We start from the raw sequence: 19900 nt of genomic DNA on the forward strand, positions 1-19900 counted from the left end.
GTAATTAAGCTCACTATACTGAATATTACTGAATGTTTACACATTGTTTGCACCTTCTATTTTTATAGTTTGCCCACTTTAATAAAATAATAAGCGTGCATACATGAATATAAAACCTTTTATATTTTATTCAGTTATCGCCTCTACTACATTTTTATATGGCTGTGGCGGTACTGAGCAAACAACCGATAGCAGCACAGAGCAAACTGACTTATCATCAACAACCACCTCAACGGGCTTAGTTATTAACGAAATTGTCGCAAGCCCAAGCGACACCACCTACGACTGGATTGAGCTATACGCCACTGAAGATATAGCCGACTTATCGGTATTTTCACTTGTTGATGATAACGCCGACAGAGAGCCTCAAGCTTTACCCGCAGTAGCGCTTTCGCAAGGTGAGTTTATTGTTATTCAAGCCATTGATGAAACCGACACCCCGCCCGATAGCGGCTATTACGTTACCTTTAAACTAGGGAGCGACGATGCGGTTACATTATACGAGGACGGCACTGCGGTGTCTGTACTTGATTGGGAAGAAGGCGAAGCCGCTGAAGGTTTTAGTTACGGCTTATACACCGACGGCACCGGCACCGCGCAAACACTAACGCCCACAGAGGGCGCAGCTAACCAAACAGCCGATACCTCTACACTTGTTACAACGCTAATTGCTGAAGATGCCCCACTGCGTATAAACGAAGTAGTAGCAAAAGACAGCAGCGGCGGTGAGGACTGGATAGAGCTTTATGTAACAAGCAGTAGCGATGTTTATTTAGCCGACTACACACTAAGTGATGACAATAACGAGCAATTTGCTCTACCTGATATTACGTTATCGCCTGGTGAGTTTTACCGCATTTACGCAAGCACCGATGATTTAGGCGACCTGCCAAGCGTAGCGTTTAAATTAGGCGCAAGCGATACCGTCAGCCTTTACAGTAACAATGTAATTATAGAGCAGTTATCGTGGAATAAAGGCCAAGCGCTAAGTGGTTACAGCTATGGCCGCTACCCAGATGGCAGCGATGCAACTGCGGTACTCACTCCAACAGAGCTTAGCTCAAACAGCCAAGCAACCCACGGGCCACTCGTTATTAACGAAATAGTGGCAAGCGCCGCAGACGATGGCAACGACTGGTTTGAGCTATACAACAACAGCGAAAATACAATTAACTTAGCCAACTACCACGTTATTGATGAAAGCGACGACATAGACCCCGTAACCCTTCCCGACATAGATTTATACGCAGGTGAATACATTACTATTTATGCCACCGATGAAGACCCAGGCACTTACTACGTCCCGTTTAAACTAGGCAAAGAAGACGAGCTAAACTTAATACTCAACGATGAAGTAATTGACTACATTGACTGGGACGAAAGTGATGTAGCCACAGGCTTTAGTTACGGCCTAAGTAGCAGTACAGGCTTTACTCATGCGTTTTTAACACCTACCCCAAGTAGTGAAAATACAGTTGCAACCGCCTTTACACCCACAGCGGTTAATACTCTTTCTATTACAATTACCGACGAAAACTGGCAAGACATTCTAGATAACCCACTTGATGAGGAATACCACGAAACCGCTATTACCTTTAATGGGGTAACACTCGATAGCGTGGCTATTCGCACAAAAGGCGGCTCAAGCTTAAGCAGCGTTGCCAACTCAAGCAGCGACCGTTACAGCTTTAAGGTTGATATTAACGAATATGTGTCGGGGCAAAAGTTTTTTGGGCTAAAAAAATTCACACTACAAAACTCGTTTAACGACCCGTCGTACATGCGTGAAGTAATCGCCTACGAGCTTATGGATAAAATGGGCGTCCCAACGCCTGAGCATGCTTACGTTAACTTTTATGTAAACGGCGAGCTATTTGGTTTGTACTTAATGGTAGAAGCCGTAGATGGCGAATTTGTAGAAAAACACTTTGCCAACAGTAACGGCGATTTATACAAGCCAGATGGCACAGGCAGCGATTTATTATGGCTAGGTGACGACATACAAAGCTACACCGATATAAACCTGCAAACCAACGAAGACACCACCGATAACGGCGCCTTTATTAACTTTGTTGAATCGCTAGATAAAGGCGAAACCAGCGCCATAGATATAGACACGCTGCTGCGTTATATGTCGGTTAGTACTTCACTGTCTAATTTAGATAGCTACCACGGCCCGCTTGCACATAACTATTATATTTACGATGACGATGGCGTATTTAGCATTTTACCGTGGGATTTTAACGAGTCATTTGGCACCTTTAACATGGATTGTAATGGCGTAGATGTAAGAGAGCTCTACATTGATGAGCCTGTAAGCGGCGCATTAAGCGAGCGCCCATTAATTGCTAATGTATTTGCCGAGCAAAGCCACCTCGATACGTACCACAGTTATTTAACACAGCTTATTAATGGCTCACTTTCAAGCGACACATTTAACGCACGCGTAAATGAAATAGCCGATTTAATTCGTGAGCACGTACAAAACGACCCAACTAGCTTTTATGGCTCAACCTACTTTGAGCAAAACCTAACCTCTACCACGGGGCAGTTTTACGGCTTAACCTCGTTTATGGAGTACCGCGTAGCAAATATGGCCGCGCAGCTTGATGGCACATTGCCCTCAGCGGGTGATGGCAGCGGATTTTGCTCTAGATAAACAACCCATCCTTGATGCGGTGTCAGCACGCTGGCACTGCACTCTATTACTTTGCAATTTAATAATCTGAGAAAATTATGACAATTCAAGCACGTTTTAAGGATGAACTTTTTGAAAAGGATACTTCAATCTCACCAGTAGCAATTACTGCTATAAACACTAAAAATAAGCAGGCTCAGCCTGAAAAACCAGATGCTCGTGGCTCATTAACAAGCTTAATTAACGAGTTACTTATTCCGTTTGAAGGTTACGGATTAAACGATCTTAATAACGCTAATTTAATGAACCGTGTAGATAGCAAGTTTATGCTACCACTGTCTTTTTTACCTGAGCTACTTACTCATATACAAGGCCAGTATCGGGTACTTGATATACAAGGCAAGCGTTTATTCTCTTACTATAATCAGTACTTTGATACACCCGAACTTGATTTATATAAAGCCCACCATAACGGTAAGCTTAATCGCTACAAAGTACGCCAAAGGCGCTACGTTGATACCGCCACCGAATACCTAGAAGTAAAACTAAAAAACAACCAAAGCCGCACAGTAAAAACACGTATAAAGCTCGCGCAAACTAACAACCAGCAAGCTAACAGCACGGCGTTTATTAAAGAGCAAATGAAAAACAGCTTTGCACATTTAAACGTAACCCAGCAAAGCGGCTATAACCGCATAGCCCTAGCCAACGAAGAAAAAGCCGAGCGCTTAACGCTTGATTTTAACCTGTGGTACAACACCCCAAAAGGCGATAACAAAATAACCTTACCGGGCTTTTTTATTGCCGAGCTTAAACAAAGTAAAAAAACAAAACGCTCGCCATTTTATAAACTTATGAGCAAACACCACATATTCCCTGCCTCGTTTAGTAAATACTGCATTGGCTGTGCTTTGCTTTACCCCGAGCGTTTAAAAGTAAACCGCTTTAAACCTGTTTTAGCCCGTTTAAAACACCTTAACCGCACTAACCCGCTTTTACCTTTAGAGAATAATTAAAATGACCAAATTAGATCTTATTTTTCTTTCCCGCTTTTTAGTAAACATCCTATCGCTGGCTGTACTTTGCTATGGCTGTTACTTTCGCGTAAGTAAAAATGCAGTGGTAGCAGGCTCGTTTATTTTATTTGGCGTAGGCGTTTTTATTATTACCTTTTTGCTGCACGGCGTTGATATGTCGATGGAATTTGCATTTGGCCTATTTGCTGTATTTACCATGCTAAGGTACCGCACTGAGTCTATCTCGATTAAAGAAATGACCTACTTATTCCTTGTTACTGCCATTGCTTTACTGACCTCTGTAGGGCAAATGAGCCTAATTGAGCTAAGTATTCTTAATGGCATTATTTGCTTAATTGCCTTTTTGATTGACTCAAGCGTATTTGTAAAACGCTACGAAGTACAAAGCGTTTGCTACGAGCGCATAGAAAACATAACCCCACAAAACCAAGCCATTCTCATCAATGATTTAAAACAGCGCACAGGCCTAAACGTCGTTGCCGTAGATATAGAACACATCGACTTTTTAAGAGACGTAGCGCAACTAAAAGTAAGTTACTTAGCCGAAAAACAAACAAAGGCAGCCTAACATGACCTCTAAACAAACGATTACCTATGCGGCACTTTCAGCGCTTTGCCTTGTTAGTAACGCAAGCTTTGCCAAAATTAACGACGATATAGACCTAAGCGGCTATATCATGCTCGACTACAACAAGTTTGATACCTCATTGTTAGAGGGGCAATACGACAGCAACAGCTCAGAAAGTACCTCTGAAATACGCCGCGCACGCCTAAGTTTTAAATCAGATATAAGTAAAGACTGGAAAAGTAAATTTCAGCTTGGCTTTGCCGATGGCGAAACCGAAATAAAAGACGCCTACCTAGAATACTCTGGCTGGAAATATGCCGATTTAACCATAGGCCAGCAAAAAGAAGGTTTTGGCCTAGAAAAACTAACCAGCTCGCGTAAATTGCTAATGCTTGAGCGCAGCATGATAAGCGAAGCGTTTTCACCAGGGCGTAGCTTAGGTATTAGCCTTTCCGGCGACATAGCCTCAGTAAATTGGCAGCTAGGTTATTACGAGCCCGATGAAGACGAAGCAACGTCTGCTATTACAGGGCGCGTAACTTGGGTGCCATGGCAGCAAAACACCAACCTTTTACACATGGGCGTCGCATTTAGTGAGAGGCAGTACGACGGTAACGAATTTAGAGTAAATGAACCTCTTGAAGTTTATACCGCCGACTCATTAATAGAAGGCGATAAAATTAATGCAGATAGCCTTTCGCAACAAGGCGTAGAGCTACTATGGCTTAAAGATAGATTTACCATGATGGCCGAGTGGCAACAAGCACAAGTAACCAATATTGAAAATACAACCAATGATTACGAAGGCGGCTATTTGCAATTTGGCTATCAGCTATCGGGCGGATACCGTAAGTATAAAAACGCAAAACTAGACGCAAGCTCAGAGCCAGGCTGGGAAATTACAGGCCGCTACAGCCTACTTAAGCTCAAGCAAGAAAACCAAGACGCAAAAACCTACGCCCTCGGCGTTAACTACACCGTAAACAAAAACATAAAGTTTATGGCCGACTACATAAAAGCCGACTACTTTGAAGCAGGCGGTACTATCACATCGGGCAATGCAATCTCATTAAGGCTGCAGTATTCGTTTTAATGCGTTTGGTGTTAAGCAGGTTAGCCTAAAACTATAAAGCCCTGTGTTAAACGTAACGTTTAACACAGGGGCTTATTTTAATAGAGCTGTTATAAACTCTCTAAAGGTTACTTATCAGGCTTGTACTTATTCCACTAATTACAGTAAGGGATTTAAGTTTCCCTATTCACTAATTAATATCGTTCAATAAAAATGAACACCAGCATTTAGTGAACAAAAGATAGACAAGGGCTAATACAGGCAGCTATCGAAAAACTAAACTTGCAAACGAGTTTAGGCACAAAGTAATAAACTTTTAAAAAAGAGTGTACTGAGGGCGAACTCGCTTTGCCTAATGTTAAAAGCAATGCATAGTAAAAACGCTGCCCACGCCGAATCACTCTTAATTGCTTTGTTAGCTGCGTTTCAAAATTGGCAATACTTCAGGTATTTCAGTATCTAGCATTTCCAAAACGCTTTTAAAACCATGTATAGGTGACCACCCTAATTTGTCACATGCAGATGATGAGTCATATACGCGATCTAAGCTTTGAGGTAGTTGCCAATCTCTTTGTTTAAATGCTAGCGCGATGTCAGGACATTGACGCTCGATGACAGATGCAGCATCAGTATATAGCGCTTCACAATCAGAAAGTTGAAAAGGTGTAGCGCCTGAGATTATAAAACGATTAAAACCACTTAAGCGTTTTTCCACAGAACATAAATGAGCGTTTGCTACATCACGAGCATCTATGCCACGAGTAAGGCGAAATACTGCCATTAAATCCGCAGGTTCAGGAAAACATCTCGACATTTGCAGCACAGTAACTGGAAGCTGAAACAACTTTGAAATTTCTTCTAGCTTAGCTTCAGCCGCAATTTTACTTTTATGATAAATCGACTTGGGTTGAGGTGTGATGTCTTCATTTATCCAACCTGCAATACCTTTAGGTGTTGAAGCATAGCCGTACAATGCAGTAGTGCTGGTAAAAATAAAGTGCTTAATACCTGCTTTTAATCCAGCCAGAGCGAGTTTCTCGGTCGCGTCTACGTTGATAGACTGAAACTCTGAATCAGGTACTAAACCAACATGTGGAGCGTGAAGAGCCGCTGTATGAATGATGACATCAACATTTTTAAGAGCCCGATCAATCAGATCACTATCAAGAATATCACCAATGTAATCGGCTGTTGAGCAAGGCGTTTTATCAATGCCGACCACGTCATGGGTGCGCATTAATTTAATATAGATTGCACGCCCGACTCTACCGGCAGAGCCTGTTACTAAAATTCTCACTATGACACCTTACTAATGATTGACCTCAAAGCAGCTAACGCTTTGCCAAGGGGCAAATGCGAACGTTGTTGGGCGAAGCCCAGTGAGTATTTGTCCCAGCCGCGCTTTTTGCGGCGAACTTTGGCAACTTGTTAGGTTCCGGTTTTAGGGATGTTACATTTGATCATAAACCAATTCTTTTCGCTTTCGTTAAGCATAGCGAACCCCATATTTTCTTCGCCGAAATGGCAAATTCTTGTTTTTGATGGATTACCAAAAGAAAAATAGCCTTCTCGACGCTTTCCGCTGTCTTCATAAGAAAATGCCTTCATGACAAACCAAACACCATCAAAGTACTGAAACCAAATTAATTTGATTCCTTTACTTTTAGCGAATGAAATGAATTCGTCAAGTCGGCCATCAGAAACTTCTACTTTCTTTTTAGTCCCTTTTATTGAAACGACATTTACCGGCAGGTTTTTACCATCATCTTCATCTATCCACTGAACAAGCTCAAATTTTCCTTTCTCAGCCAACTTAATCAAATGCTCTAAGCTACTATGATGTTTCGACAAAAAGCCTTCTGCTCTTTTTTCTACCCTGTTTTTGAAAGGATTATACTCGTCAGAACACCCCAGCACTAAAAATCCAACAGCAAGAATCGTGAGTAATCTCATAGGAACCTAACTTTTAAATAAGGGGCGCATACGCGTGGGCTATAATGCGAAGCAGCCCACGTGTATGCGTCCCAGCGAACGAAGTGAGTGACTTAATTTTTTGTTATACGCAATCACGATAAGACCTCTTGAGCGGTGTTACTTTCTTCTTGAAATTTACCTTCTTTATCAGGCCAAATACATTGAAAAGCGTCAAACTTTTCAATGCTATAAATACTAACAGCCGCCCTTAAGTATTCCTCTTTGTTGAGTTCGCTAATTTTACTAAATTTGACCGGATAGCCTTTTATAACTTCTTCACTTAATTGGTTATTGGTAAATCGTTGACCGTTCTTGATTAACTGTCCAATATCGTTGATTAGTGAGTGCATCAATGAGGTATCCAACCCAGACATGATGATTTCAGGATGATCAAGCGTTTCAGTAAAACCTATTGAATATGAAAAGCTCGGAGCATCCTTGCTAAAAACAGAAAGAACATGCCAACCATGTTTGTTAATGTCATCTTCTACTTTTTCCATTACATCCGACATATTCACAGATTCCTAGTTTGCGTATAACGCCCCAATAATGGGCGAATATCAGTTGGTTAAAATAAGCGACGTAGGAGCAAAAACCAACTGTTATTTGTCCTGATTAATTGGCTTGTTAGCAGTACTTTTAACCTTGCTTACAGTTAGAAGAGCACCAATGAATATTATTGCAATAATATCAATTGAGAACGACTGCATAGGTAAACTTGAAGTAAATTGATTAAAAGAGAAGCCAGGCAAAAATGATGCTGTTGCCCCAAATGAAAACTCAGTCCCCCAACTCAGGTAAACATAAGCACCACCTAACCCAGAATAAGTAGTTGAAATACTACCGATAGCAATGCTAGGGATTTGAAGTGACTGATTTAAGATAGAAAGCCAGTAGTATTTATGGTTTTCTTTTAATGCAGTATAGCCAGCTAAAATATTAAGTACTATTAGTGGAAGCGTAATCACCGTACTAAGTATTGAAACTGAACCATCGGCAATAGAGCTCAAATAATACAATATAATAAATACGGCTGCTGTAAGTTGGAAATAACCGATGATCTTAACTCTATTTTCAGCTAACGAAAAAGCTTCAGTTTGGGAGTTAGCCATTACTATAGCTATTTCGTCTTTTCTAATTTCGAGCTCTGTCAGGAATGAATCATAATTACTAGATTCAGGTGAAATTTTATCTTTAACTTCAAATAACTCATTTATAGAGTATTTAGAATAATCGATAGTGCTCATATGCATCCTTGTACTGCTAACAATTTAATAGTGCGCTCATCGCGCATATTTCTGCCGACTTAACGCTCACTTATCTACTTTATATAGTTTTAACAAATTACCTAAGGTATTACTATCACTAAGTTTTCTAAAGTTTTTAGGTAAACTTAAATAATCCAATTTGCGCGCAGCGCTCATTTTCATGAATATATGCGCAAAGTGCAGTTTAACCAATCAATTAACGACGATATTTAGCCAATCTCAATGACCTGTTATCGCTCATAAAGGCCTTACTACATTTTTAGCATAAGATAGCTTGGCTTGTGCGGGCACTCTTTTAATACGGGCTACAACATTCAACCGCAATGCATACCGTATTAAATCAAAAAAGATAAGTATGAAATTTTAATTTGGAATCTCTATTTAATGCTTTGATTAGGTAAAGCCTAAAAACCAAATTCTATTCCCTATGAAGAGAAGCCTATGAGAAAAACTCAAATAAGGAACAACAACACCATCGCTACAAGCCTTGCCACATAAGGCTCTTTATTCTAGATGTGTGACAAACTATTCCAAAGTTGAATGAGAAAGAACATATAGCGATCTTTTTTGATCAAAATACAGCGATTATCCGATTAAGTGCAATTTGTCATAAAACTGCAATCAAAATAGGTGATAATTTAAACTCGAACTGTATTTTTTATAATCTAGAAGTTGAAGTAAATGAGCACACCAATGACGCAACTCACATTTGCGTTACAATCGTTTGAAGATCCTCTCTCTGCGGCTATGGGCCACACAATGGAATACGAGCAGTTAACCTTGCAAGCCAGTGCTATGCATGAAATAACGCTGCAATGCGTATTGCCTGACGACGCCCACGAAAACGATATTATTTCGCTGAGCGCAACGTATCCCAGTGCCCGTGATGCACAATACTTTACTGAAAAAGTACTCACTAACGCCGACTTAGAGCGTGGTTATGTGTATTTAACATTAAGTAAAATTACCCAAAGCCACTGCTTAGTAATGCAATTGATGCTGCATGGCTTAAATGCCACTTTAAAAAATAGTTTACAGTTTGATATGCAAGTAAATGCGTTTGAGGCTGGTTATAAAAATCAGCAAGCCCTTAAAAGCCAAACTAAGCCACACGGCGTTAAAAAATACTTTCGTAATATGAGCTCAAGTTTATTTTCGTTTTTTTAATGTGTTGGTATACAAATTTATAAAAACTTAATCAGCAAAACTCACTTTACCCATAGTGACCCCAGCAATACCCTGCGCAGTATTATTTAGGTGCTGTTGCTCACCTGCTAGGCATTCGTTGGCTAAAATGGCAAATAGTACGGCCTCTTTGGCATCGGGGTTTATGCCCAAATCATCGGTATTTTTAAATGCTTTAATGGTCGGGCACAGCGCATTAAGGTGCGCCATTAATAATGAGTTATGAATACCGCCACCACTTGCGTACACCACACACTCTTTAGCACTTTGCCCGCATTCATTTAACGCATTTGCAATTACCCTTGCGCTAAACATATTTAAAGTTGCCATAACATCTTCATGGCTTAAGTGCTGTGTATTTGTTTGCAGCTGAGCGGCATGCAAATACGCTAAATTAAATACTTCAGGCCCTGTTGTTTTAGGCAGCGCAAGCTCAAAAAAAGTGTTGCTACACAATGCATTTAATAAGAGTGAATTAACCTTGCCAGCTTTAGCTATTTTAGCGCCATCATCAAAGTGCATGCCTTTAAAATTCTGCTGTACGTACGCATCCATAATGGTGTTACCTGGGCCTATGTCGCTACTAAATACGCTATTTGCATCACCGCTTTTAGGTAAAAACGTTAAATTAGCAATACCACCCATGTTTAATAAAATGCGGTTCTCATTGGGGTTTGCAAAAAATAAGTAATCGCCATATACCGCAAGCGGTGCACCTTCCCCTCCTGCGGCTATGTGTTTTTGCCTAAAGTCGCCAATCGTTGTAATACCGGTAGTAACGGCTATTTGGTCGCTATCGCCAATTTGTAATGTGCCATTAGTAAAGCTTTTATGATTATGCTGCGACTGCGGGCAGTGGTAAATGGTTTGCCCGTGGCTGGCTATTACATCAATACTTGCTGGGTTTACGTGCCAAGTATGTAAGCACTGATTAACCATATCGCCATGGAGTTTACCAACCCATGGATGCAGTAAGGTAACAAGTTCTAAGTCACACTCTCGTTTGGCAAATACCTGCTTTATTTTACTTTTATACTCGTTGTTATAGTCAACGGTGGTAAAGTTAAGCACTTCAATTTGCGTATTTATACCTGCGCCCGTTACCTTACACAGTGCTACATCGAGCCCATCTAACGAGGTCCCGCTCATTAAACCTATAATTAAACGGCTTGGCTTTTGGGCACTATTATAAAGGGCGGCTATATGTGGGTGCATAAAGGTATCTTAAACAGGTATCATATTTTGCTTATATTAGAGTACTTTAAAACAAAGTTATAGGCGTAAACGGTTAATCTTTGTGATTGTGCAATCTCTAATTGCTTGCTAAGTTGACCCGTATGCAACAGACACTTTATTAAAACAATGATCACCCTAAGAGACTTTAAACCAACAGACGCGCCACACATTATTAATACCTTAAACGATAAGCAGGTTACGCGCTTTTTATCCTCTAAAATTCCATTTCCGTATACTCAAGCCGACGCCGACTGGTGGATAAACCAAGGCTCTAAAAGTGGAATAGTTAAGGCCATTGTTGTAGATGAGCAATTTGCGGGGTGTATTGGTATCACCCCCGGAGAATTTGAATATAGCCGCAGTGGCGAAATAGGCTATTGGCTTAATAGCCACTTTTGGGGGCAAGGAGTAATGAGCCAGGCTATTTCGCAAATTTGCGATGACGCATTTAAAAGCTCAAACCTAAATAGAATTTTTGGCGCTGTATTTGCTGGCAATACTGGCTCTATAAAGGCACTCACTAAATGCGGCTTTAAAGCCGAGGCTGTGCTCAAACAGGCCATTTATAAAAATGGTGTATTTTACGATAGCCATATTTTTAGCAAGCTAAAATAAACCGTTTAGAATAAATACTCTGCAAAGCTTGAATTACCAGCCTCGCGCCCAAAGCTCGTGTATTAAGGTACAAATTATTATTTTCGTATAACTTAGCGCGCATTATTGTTTAGGCTCAACCTGGTTTTAAACGCGTAAACATTCGCTAAGTAAATTCACTCTTAAGAGGAGATTTTTATGTCTGCAACTAGTCGTCAACTTACTTTAGCATCACGCCCGCACGGTGCCCCTACCGATGAAAACTTTGAACTTAAAACAGTAGATTTACCAGCGCTTAAAGATGGCGAGGTGCTGCTGCGCACTATTTACCTATCACTTGACCCATACATGCGTGGCCGCATGAGCGATGCAAAGTCGTATGCCGATCCGGTTAATGTGGGCGATGTAATGGTAGGCGCTACCGTATGCCAAGTAGAAGAGTCTAAAAACGATAAATACAGCGAAGGCGAATGGGTACTTGCTTACACCGGTTGGCAAGATTACGCCATTACTAACGGCGAAGGCCTTATGCAATTAGGTAAAGAGCCAGAAAACCCATCGTACGCACTCGGTATTATGGGTATGCCAGGCTTTACAGCCTACATGGGCTTACTTGATATTGGCGCACCTAAAGAAGGCGAAACCGTTGTAGTAGCCGCAGCAACAGGGCCGGTTGGCGCAACCGTTGGCCAAATAGCTAAAATTAAAGGCTGTAAAGTGGTAGGCGTTGCTGGTGGCAGCGAAAAATGTACACATGCTGTTGAAAAGCTGGGCTTTGATGCCTGTATTGATCACAAAGCCGATGACTTTGCAGAGCAGCTAGAAAAAGCCTGTGATAACGGCATAGATGTTTATTACGAAAATGTGGGCGGTAAAGTGTTTGATGCCGTATTACCTCTACTTAATACCGCGGCCCGTGTGCCACTGTGTGGTTTAGTGTCGCAATATAATTCTACCAGCCTCCCAGATGGGCCTGATCGTATGGGTATGCTAATGGGGCAATTACTTACTAAACGTATTAAAATGCAAGGCTTTATAATTTTTGACGACTACGGCCACCGCTACGACGAATTTGCACAAGACATGCAAAAATGGCTTAAAGAAGGCAAAGTACAATACCGCGAACACATGGTAGAAGGTATTGAAAACACTATTAGCGCATTTAACGACATGCTTAATGGTAAAAACTTTGGTAAAACCGTTGTTAAAATTAACGAGCCACTTTAAATTTTACTAAGCGTTACTGCACATGCAGTAACGCCAACAAGGACTGACATGATTAAACTACACCATTTAAATAAATCGCGCTCAAAACGTATTATTTGGCTTTTAGAAGAGCTTGATGTTGATTACGAAATTGTTGCCTACCAGCGCAACACAGAGACCTTTTTAGCGCCTGACGAACTTAAAAAAGTACACCAATTAGGTAAGTCACCAGTAATTGAAGACGATGGCCTAATTGTTACCGAATCCGGCGCGATTACCGATTATTTAATTACTAAATACGGTAACGGTAAATTTGCGCCAAAAGCAGGCACTGCCGAATATGTTGAATATCAACAATGGCTTCACTTTGCCGAAAGCTCTGCTATTTTGCCGCTGTTGCTTAAAATGTTTGTTTTAAAAGATGGCGCTAAAACAGAGTTTTTAGAAAATTACGCCGATGCCGAAACCGTGAAAGTAATTAGCTACTTTAACGACCGACTCCAAGGTAAACGTTATTTAGTCGGCGACACGTTAACCGGTGCCGATATTATGATGTCGTTTATTGTAGAAATAGTTAAAAACTCAGGCCAGCTTGCCCACTTTAAACACCTTGTAAAATACGATGAGCAATTACAAAGCCACGAGAAGTTTCATACAGCTAATGGGCTAGAAGCTAAATACGATTAATTAAAGTACAAAACACAGATAAACCAAAGGGGCTTTTTAAGCCCCTTTTTTAGTGCATATGTTTTTATCAAATACCCGCTATTTCGCGCTCTGTAATACACTCATTTGAGGCCATTTCAAACTCGCGGCACGTAAGTGGGCGGTTTTCGTAAATGGTACACATTAGGGTATTGCGGTCGAGTGCTTGGCACCAGCCGTCGTCTGCGCGTTTCATTACTTCGCTGCCCCATTTGTCGTAATCAATGTACTGAAAAGGCACGCCCGTGTCGGTCACTATGCGCACTTCTAATTGGCAGCAACATGCCTGGCAATTAGCGCAGGTTATGGGCTCAGGTGTAGAGGAAATAGTTTTACTTGGAATAACAGTATTAGGCATAGTGACTTACTTTTTTGAATAAGCCACTAGGATACAGTAACTAATTTAACGCGCTAGTAGTTTTGCTTTTATATCGCTGTAACGCATCTGCTCACAAAGCGCAAAACCACTCAGTTGGCGCACTTTATTACGTGCAAATAATGGCACGCTCATGCCCGCTAAAAAGCGGCACTGAGTTTCAATACCTACACTGTGAATACCTTTTGTTGCCATGTGCGCTAAAAACTCATCCACTTTTTGATAAACAACGTCATCGGCAATGTGAGCAGGCTCTATTGAATACTCAAGTTTTACAGCATTACCACGGCATACACTGCAATGCCCGCATTGCACTGGCGCATTTTGGTCGCCAAAATAGCGCGCCAAGTTATAGCTTAAGCAACTTTGTAGCTCAAAAAAGCGTACCAATGCAGCTATACGTTTAATCTCGGCTTGTTCTTTTTCGATAAAATAACTGTGTAATTGTTTTGCAAGTTCAGGGTTATTTATAACCTCACTATGCACTTTGTAAACTTGGGTAATACGTTTGGTTTCAAGGGTTATTAGGTTTTTTTCGGCTAGGTAGTCAAGCGCGGCCACAACCCGTTTCCGATCAACTTGGGCGGCTTGGGTAAGGGTGTCAAAATTAAGCGTGCCCCATATTTTTTTAAAATCGGTGTGGCTAAATATTTGCGTTAAAAAGGCTTGGCGCTGCTCGTCAAACTGGCTCAGTAATTCGTTTTTATCAACCAAAAACTTGTATTTAAAATCGGCGTAGTAAGCATATTGCGGCGTTATTGCGCCTTGCATTTCTAGTTGTACCAGCAAGGTTTTAAGCGCTAATTGGCGAATGTTACTTTCGCTCGATAAGCTGTACTCCTGCATTTCCCATTGCTGCGGCTGGGCTTTAATATCGTTAATTACGTATTCAATGCCGCTAAGCTCAGGGGTGTCGCCATACACAAAGTTTTCTACTGTGTTTAGCCCATCTAAATTAGCCAAGGTGTAGCAGTTTGATGGGTTGCCATCGCGCCCTGCGCGGCCAATTTCTTGGCTGTAGTTTTCAATCGATTTTGGTAAATCGTAATGAATAACAAAGCGAATATCTGATTTATCAACGCCCATACCAAAGGCTATTGTTGCCACAACAACGTTAATTTTACCCGCCATAAAATCATCTTGAATTTGCCAGCGTAGTGTATCTTCAAGCCCTGCATGATACGCAACCGCTTGAATACCTTGTGCACTTAGCGTATTAGCCACTTGCTCAGCACTTTGCTGAAGCGTTACATACACAATACCTGGGCCATTTTGCGCACGCACTATGTTTGTAAGCTCAGTGTTTTTATCAGCCGTTTTTACACTTAGCACGCTTAAATCGAGGTTAGCGCGGTAAAAGCCTGTTTGTACAATGCATTCTGGGGCAATATTAAAACGCTCGCTCATGTCGCGTTTTACTTTTTTTGTGGCTGTGGCGGTAAGTAATAGTACCAGTGGAATATTTAGCTCTTCGCGGTATCGCGGTAGTTTAAGGTAGTCGGGTCTAAAGTTATGGCCCCATTCAGATATACAGTGCGCTTCGTCTACCACCAGCATAGACAGCGCAACTTGGCTTATAAACTCTCTAAAACGCTCGTTTTTAAAACGCTCAACCGACACCATTAATACTTTAATTTTACCATTTCGCACATCGTTCATTACGGTGCTGCTTTGCATTTGGTCTTGGCTCGAATCAAGGCTTGCCGCGTAAATACCTTTGCTATTTAAAAAGCTAATTTGATCTTTCATCAATGCAAGTAAGGGCGACACCACCAAGGTTAAGTTTGGTAAATGCATAGCTGTTAGCTGATAACACAACGACTTACCCGACCCCGTAGGAAATATAGCCAGTGACGACTGCCCATTTAAAAGCTGCTCAATGGTTTGCTGTTGCCCTGCTCTAAATTGGCTAAAACCAAAATGCTGCTCAAGTGATTTAATTAATGGCGTGGTCATAAATATCCTTTTTGGCTATGGAGTAGGCTTTAACAGCAAAAGTGCAACGTAAATGAAATATTTGCATATAGCCCAAAGCATCTCAATATAAGAGTGTCTGTTGGCATTAAAAGCAATTTAGATAAAGCATAGATTGCAAGTATTAGCGGCTTTATTGCAACAATCAACAAAGTACTAAAACCTACTTAAAATCAATAGATTAAAAGAGTTAAAAGCTTTTAATATCTGCGTTATGCCCTATTAGAAGCAAGTTGCCTTTTATGTAAAGTAACGCTTTTATATTAGGCCCCTGTAAAGCGCTAAATTTTTCATATTGAGGCAATTTAGACCTTAGTATACAACAAATAAGCTTATCAATTGCTGACATATGTTTTATTTAGGCGCAAAATACGCAGCAGATGCTCAATGGTGCTAACAGCCAAGCTAATTTTGTATACCCAAGTGATTTTTTATAAGCGTTATAAGCAGATTATTTGGGTATATTATTTTTTAAGGGCATTGCTATGAATATAACTAAACCTAAAATCGTCGTTATTGGCGGTGGCGCAGGCGGACTAGAGCTGGCAACACAATTAGGGCATAAATTAGGGAAGAAAAAACAAGCCGAAATTCTTTTAATCGATAAAAACCGCACCCACATATGGAAGCCGTTACTACACGAAGTAGCGACAGGCTCTATTGACCCCGATTTAGATGGCGTTGTGTATTCAGCCCACGCTGCAAAACATCATTATAATTTTCAGCTTGGTACATTTTGCGATATAGACCAAAGCAATAAAACCATTACCCTTGCACCGCACCTTGATGAGCTAGGCCACACTATTTTGCCACAGCGCAGCGTACGCTACGACCACCTTGTTATTGCCATTGGCAGCGTAAGCAACGACTTTAATACCCCAGGCATAAAAGATCATTGCTACTTTTTAGATTCAAATCAGCAAGCTGAGCGTTTTCAGCATTCACTACTCGACAGCTTTACTCGCCTTCACCAAGACGATAACCAACAGCAATCATTAAATATTGCCATTGTGGGCGGCGGCGCAACCGGTGTTGAGCTCTCGGCAGAGCTTTACCATGTATCTGAATTATTAAAGCTTTACGGCCTTACAAATATGTCGTCTAAGCGCTTACATATTCATTTAATAGAAGCGGGGCCCCGTATTTTACCCGCCCTACCCGAGCGCATAGCCGATAGCGCAAAGCGCGAGTTATTAAAACTCGGCGTAAACGTACGAGAGCAAACACTGGTAAAAGAAGCCACCGAACAAGGGTTTATAACAAAAGACGAAGAACACATAGACGCCGATATAATGGTATGGGCTGCAGGTGTAAAAGCGCCAGATTTTATTAAAGATTTAGGTATTTTTGATCTTACCCGCAGTAACCAAATTCAAGTAAACGAGTTTTTACAAAGTACCGTAGATGAAAGCATTTTTGTTATTGGTGATTGCTGCGCCTTTACCCAAGAAGACGGAAAGCTTGTTCCACCGCGTGCGCAATCGGCGCATCAAATGGCGCTATGTGTAGAAAAAAACCTCATTGCCACGTTAAAACAACAGCCATTATGCGGCTTTAAATATAGCGACCATGGCTCGCTCGTTAACTTATCGCGCTACAGTACGGTAGGTAATTTAATGGGTAACTTAACCAGCAATACCTTTTTTATAGAAGGTAAAATTGCTCGCTTTATGTATATATCACTGTATCGCATGCACCAGCGCGCCATACACGGCAGCGCAAAAACCTTTGCATTATGGATAAGCGAAAAAGTACTGCGCGTAGTACGCCCTAAAATGAAATTGCACTAGAACATAAACAGCAGCTAAATAGTCAAAAAGCTTTAATAGGTAATGTAAGTTATCCTTTAAAGCTTTTTTGCATTATGCGTATCTAAAATAGTACCATGCAGTTAGATGTAATTGTAATTCAAGGGATTGACGCTAATGAAAAAAATACTTTTTGGGATTGTAATAATCACTGCTTTAGCTGTTTATTTTTTTCAAACTCAACCGCACTCTGTAGCTGTAGAGCAAGCAGCTCAAGTGAAACCAACCACCTCTCAGACCAGCGTAGTTAATAAAAAGCAGCCAAATGAGGACTCACCGCTACAGGTAGTAAATAAACTAAAAAAACAGATTAGCCTGTGTAGAGATCAGTCACAACAACAAAGCAATAAAGTACAAACATTGAATCAGTCGCTTGTTTCATTTTTTGTAAGTGAACTTAAAAAAGGGACATCGGTATCCACGCTTTTAAAGTATACAGATTTATCAAAAATCAATCAGCGTACATACATTGCCCTTTTAAAAGATGCCATTATTGCAGAGCAAAAGCAGCAACTTAACATTACTAGCTCTTTAAACGAGTTAGCTAATTGGCAAGGTATTGAGGCTATTAAGGGCTTCACCAATGATAAAGTAAAAGAAATGATACAACAGCTTGGAGATAATAAGCATAACCCTCCAGGACTTACTCTGAGTGTACCCCTTGATGAAAATGTACAAAAAGAAACGCTTTACGCTTTATTAAGCAACACCGATACATTTACCACTTACTCTAAAACGTTTATTAAACTTGAAGGCAGTGAGGTAATTTCTCCGGCGACAATGTTTGTGCTTAATGCAAATAAATTTACGCCAAAAGAGTTTGAGCAGGCAATTTCATCTAACCAATTTACAGTGAATGAAGTGGCTACCGCTATAAAAAACGATATTCCAAATGAGTATATTATTGCGCTTTTACAGCAAGTTCCCGTGCTAGATGTCATGCCGTTATACGAAAAAAACACTGTTTTATATAACTTAGCCGATATTGCGGTCAGTAAATTTAATTTACCTCTTGTAAAAGCACTGCAAACAAAAGGCGTTACGCCAACCAACGAGCCAGGCCTATTTACAGGTTTAGACGTGGCTATTGTAAACCTGCCTAAAAGCGGTAACTTAACCCTAGCCCCATTAGATACTAAGCACACCCAGCTTTTAGATTATCTTAAAAAGCGTGGTTACAAAGCACATAGCGGCAATGCGAATGAAGACCTAAATAGCAAAGGGGTATTTTTTGTAAATGACTTTATTTACCAGCAAGGGGCCTATATTAATAAGCAGGACAACCCAGCGCAATACGCTTACTTTAGCCCTATTGGTAAAATTAACAATAACGCGTTCCCCCAAATAACTGAGCCTGATAATTCTGATGTTGCCCTTTTTTTAGTAGATTTAAAGCAGCAAAAAGCGCAGCTAAACAATAAAAGGCAAAACTGTGAGCTGTTACAACAACAGTTAAAAGATACAGAGCAGCTGCACACAGTAATGCAAGCTTATGACAAAGTTCAACAGGTTAAAAATAAGCACGGATCTAACTTTGTACGTGTTTTGCACGATATAGACCCTGTTTTAGTCAATTATTGGTGGAGTAGTCTGAGTAACCAGCTTTCAAACGATAGAAGCCAAAGCACATTTAACGAATATTTATCTAAGAAAGAATATCAAAAAGCTTATGAATACAGCCTCAGTACGGTATTAACTCAAGCCGAAACCGATACGCTTTTTTCTTTATTACTCTTAAACCCTGATGATTTAATCACTACTTGGCAAAACCGCATAAACCCTAAGCCACCGCGTGAGTTAACACGATTAAGCCGCTTTTCGATAAACCATTGGCAAGCACTCGCACAGGCGGGTTTTGATTTTTCGATTACCGATATACATGGGCGCGACGTTTATACACAAGCTGCATCGTCTTCTTCTGAGGCAGTACAATTTTTAATTGATAATAAAATACCGGCTGATCCAAGTAAGCTTGGCGTAGATATACTCGACTTAGCACTAGAGCAAAGTTACACCAAAGGGGAGTTAAGCCCAATGATTCCTTTAGCTTTGCAGCTTGTGGAAAAATTTGAGCCAAACCACTTAGCCCGCGTAGCACGATTAAAAATGTTTTACCCTGAGGTTTATCAGCAGTTAATTCAGCTAAACCCAGCGCTTAAGCCTGCCCAGGGCACAGAGTTAAATCATTATATGTTTGATAATCACTAAATAACCCGCTAAGCACGCTAACGCCTCTTAGCGTGCTATTTGAAAAATTAA

The 19900-nt window shown here is 40.7% G+C and carries 17 protein-coding genes; 10 read left to right on the top strand and 7 right to left on the bottom strand.

Going from position 1 to position 19900, the window contains the following annotated elements:
- The first annotated feature begins 103 nt into the window (after nt 1-103).
- The 4 genes from SJY38_RS18395 to SJY38_RS18410 all read left to right on the top strand — a co-directional run bounded on the left by SJY38_RS18395 (nt 104) and on the right by SJY38_RS18410 (nt 5336).
- Entirely contained in the window at nt 104-2659 is a 2556-nt protein-coding gene (locus SJY38_RS18395; protein WP_377110506.1) for a CotH kinase family protein, read from the top strand.
- A gap of 77 nt (nt 2660-2736) precedes the next feature.
- On the top strand, nt 2737-3654 hold the full coding sequence (locus tag SJY38_RS18400) for a polyphosphate polymerase domain-containing protein (RefSeq protein WP_377110508.1): 918 nt from the start codon (nt 2737-2739) through the stop codon (nt 3652-3654).
- A gap of 1 nt (nt 3655) precedes the next feature.
- Complete coding sequence (locus tag SJY38_RS18405) at nt 3656-4243, top strand: DUF4956 domain-containing protein (RefSeq protein ID WP_029772252.1); 588 nt, start codon at nt 3656-3658, stop codon at nt 4241-4243.
- 1 nt (nt 4244) lies between these two features.
- Complete coding sequence (locus tag SJY38_RS18410) at nt 4245-5336, top strand: OprO/OprP family phosphate-selective porin (RefSeq protein ID WP_377110510.1); 1092 nt, start codon at nt 4245-4247, stop codon at nt 5334-5336.
- 394 nt (nt 5337-5730) lie between these two features.
- Here SJY38_RS18410 and SJY38_RS18415 read toward each other — a convergent pair whose 3' ends face one another.
- The 4 genes from SJY38_RS18415 to SJY38_RS18430 form a co-directional block, all read right to left on the bottom strand.
- On the bottom strand, nt 5731-6612 hold the full coding sequence (locus SJY38_RS18415) for an NAD(P)-dependent oxidoreductase (RefSeq protein ID WP_054981634.1): 882 nt from the start codon (nt 6610-6612) through the stop codon (nt 5731-5733).
- Between the two features lie 131 nt (nt 6613-6743).
- Nucleotides 6744-7268 (bottom strand): hypothetical protein, encoded by a 525-nt coding sequence (locus SJY38_RS18420; RefSeq protein WP_024603380.1) that lies wholly within the window; start codon nt 7266-7268, stop codon nt 6744-6746.
- 113 nt (nt 7269-7381) lie between these two features.
- Entirely contained in the window at nt 7382-7801 is a 420-nt protein-coding gene (locus SJY38_RS18425) for a DUF4262 domain-containing protein (RefSeq protein ID WP_273611206.1), read from the bottom strand.
- A gap of 90 nt (nt 7802-7891) precedes the next feature.
- Nucleotides 7892-8536 carry a hypothetical protein gene (locus SJY38_RS18430; protein WP_096042693.1) on the bottom strand — a complete coding sequence of 215 codons (645 nt, stop codon included), beginning with the start codon at nt 8534-8536 and terminating at the stop codon, nt 7892-7894.
- A 702-nt stretch (nt 8537-9238) separates the two neighbouring features.
- Here SJY38_RS18430 and SJY38_RS18435 point away from each other — a divergent pair.
- On the top strand, nt 9239-9724 hold the full coding sequence (locus SJY38_RS18435) for a hypothetical protein (protein ID WP_024032946.1): 486 nt from the start codon (nt 9239-9241) through the stop codon (nt 9722-9724).
- Between the two features lie 27 nt (nt 9725-9751).
- Here the strand turns inward: SJY38_RS18435 and SJY38_RS18440 are convergent, their stop codons facing one another.
- Nucleotides 9752-10957 carry an anhydro-N-acetylmuramic acid kinase gene (locus SJY38_RS18440; RefSeq protein ID WP_024032947.1) on the bottom strand — a complete coding sequence of 402 codons (1206 nt, stop codon included), beginning with the start codon at nt 10955-10957 and terminating at the stop codon, nt 9752-9754.
- Nucleotides 10958-11104: 147 nt separating this feature from the next.
- On the opposite strand from SJY38_RS18440, the gene SJY38_RS18445 reads away from it, so the two are divergent.
- From SJY38_RS18445 to SJY38_RS18455, 3 genes are all read left to right on the top strand, one after another.
- Entirely contained in the window at nt 11105-11593 is a 489-nt protein-coding gene (locus SJY38_RS18445; protein ID WP_377110514.1) for a GNAT family N-acetyltransferase, read from the top strand.
- A 177-nt stretch (nt 11594-11770) separates the two neighbouring features.
- Nucleotides 11771-12799 (top strand): NADP-dependent oxidoreductase, encoded by a 1029-nt coding sequence (locus SJY38_RS18450; protein ID WP_055255619.1) that lies wholly within the window; start codon nt 11771-11773, stop codon nt 12797-12799.
- Between the two features lie 48 nt (nt 12800-12847).
- The gene (locus SJY38_RS18455; protein WP_377110517.1) at nt 12848-13465 is read left to right on the top strand and encodes a glutathione S-transferase family protein; all 618 of its coding nucleotides are present in this window, start codon (nt 12848-12850) and stop codon (nt 13463-13465) included.
- Nucleotides 13466-13532: 67 nt separating this feature from the next.
- Here SJY38_RS18455 and SJY38_RS18460 read toward each other — a convergent pair whose 3' ends face one another.
- Both SJY38_RS18460 and SJY38_RS18465 read right to left on the bottom strand, forming a co-directional pair.
- On the bottom strand, nt 13533-13841 hold the full coding sequence (locus SJY38_RS18460) for a YkgJ family cysteine cluster protein (protein ID WP_171036109.1): 309 nt from the start codon (nt 13839-13841) through the stop codon (nt 13533-13535).
- A 45-nt stretch (nt 13842-13886) separates the two neighbouring features.
- Nucleotides 13887-15815 (bottom strand): ATP-dependent DNA helicase RecQ, encoded by a 1929-nt coding sequence (locus SJY38_RS18465; RefSeq protein WP_377110519.1) that lies wholly within the window; start codon nt 15813-15815, stop codon nt 13887-13889.
- 503 nt (nt 15816-16318) lie between these two features.
- On the opposite strand from SJY38_RS18465, the gene SJY38_RS18470 reads away from it, so the two are divergent.
- Both SJY38_RS18470 and SJY38_RS18475 read left to right on the top strand, forming a co-directional pair.
- Nucleotides 16319-17623 carry an NAD(P)/FAD-dependent oxidoreductase gene (locus SJY38_RS18470; RefSeq protein WP_029772829.1) on the top strand — a complete coding sequence of 435 codons (1305 nt, stop codon included), beginning with the start codon at nt 16319-16321 and terminating at the stop codon, nt 17621-17623.
- A gap of 135 nt (nt 17624-17758) precedes the next feature.
- A complete protein-coding gene (locus tag SJY38_RS18475) occupies nt 17759-19849 on the top strand; it encodes a cupric reductase (protein ID WP_377110521.1) in 2091 nt (696 codons plus the stop codon).
- Nucleotides 19850-19900 lie beyond the last annotated feature (51 nt).

This window comes from Pseudoalteromonas sp. R86517 (assembly GCF_042466295.1).
GTDB lineage: Bacteria > Pseudomonadota > Gammaproteobacteria > Enterobacterales > Alteromonadaceae > Pseudoalteromonas > Pseudoalteromonas atlantica.

Excerpts from the sequence above, each read along its gene's own strand:
- SJY38_RS18470 (WP_029772829.1), top strand. The coding sequence starts at position 16,319 with ATGAATATAACTAAACCTAAAATCGTCGTTATTGGCGGTGGCGCAGGC.
- SJY38_RS18475 (WP_377110521.1), top strand. The coding sequence starts at position 17,759 with ATGAAAAAAATACTTTTTGGGATTGTAATAATCACTGCTTTAGCTGTT.
- SJY38_RS18445 (WP_377110514.1), top strand. The coding sequence starts at position 11,105 with ATGATCACCCTAAGAGACTTTAAACCAACAGACGCGCCACACATTATT.
- SJY38_RS18430 (WP_096042693.1), bottom strand. The coding sequence starts at position 8,536 with ATGAGCACTATCGATTATTCTAAATACTCTATAAATGAGTTATTTGAA.
- SJY38_RS18425 (WP_273611206.1), bottom strand. The coding sequence starts at position 7,801 with ATGTCGGATGTAATGGAAAAAGTAGAAGATGACATTAACAAACATGGT.
- SJY38_RS18460 (WP_171036109.1), bottom strand. The coding sequence starts at position 13,841 with ATGCCTAATACTGTTATTCCAAGTAAAACTATTTCCTCTACACCTGAG.
- SJY38_RS18465 (WP_377110519.1), bottom strand. The coding sequence starts at position 15,815 with ATGACCACGCCATTAATTAAATCACTTGAGCAGCATTTTGGTTTTAGC.
- SJY38_RS18395 (WP_377110506.1), top strand. The coding sequence starts at position 104 with ATGAATATAAAACCTTTTATATTTTATTCAGTTATCGCCTCTACTACA.
- SJY38_RS18400 (WP_377110508.1), top strand. The coding sequence starts at position 2,737 with ATGACAATTCAAGCACGTTTTAAGGATGAACTTTTTGAAAAGGATACT.
- SJY38_RS18405 (WP_029772252.1), top strand. The coding sequence starts at position 3,656 with ATGACCAAATTAGATCTTATTTTTCTTTCCCGCTTTTTAGTAAACATC.
- SJY38_RS18420 (WP_024603380.1), bottom strand. The coding sequence starts at position 7,268 with ATGAGATTACTCACGATTCTTGCTGTTGGATTTTTAGTGCTGGGGTGT.
- SJY38_RS18450 (WP_055255619.1), top strand. The coding sequence starts at position 11,771 with ATGTCTGCAACTAGTCGTCAACTTACTTTAGCATCACGCCCGCACGGT.
- SJY38_RS18440 (WP_024032947.1), bottom strand. The coding sequence starts at position 10,957 with ATGCACCCACATATAGCCGCCCTTTATAATAGTGCCCAAAAGCCAAGC.
- SJY38_RS18455 (WP_377110517.1), top strand. The coding sequence starts at position 12,848 with ATGATTAAACTACACCATTTAAATAAATCGCGCTCAAAACGTATTATT.
- SJY38_RS18435 (WP_024032946.1), top strand. The coding sequence starts at position 9,239 with ATGAGCACACCAATGACGCAACTCACATTTGCGTTACAATCGTTTGAA.
- SJY38_RS18410 (WP_377110510.1), top strand. The coding sequence starts at position 4,245 with ATGACCTCTAAACAAACGATTACCTATGCGGCACTTTCAGCGCTTTGC.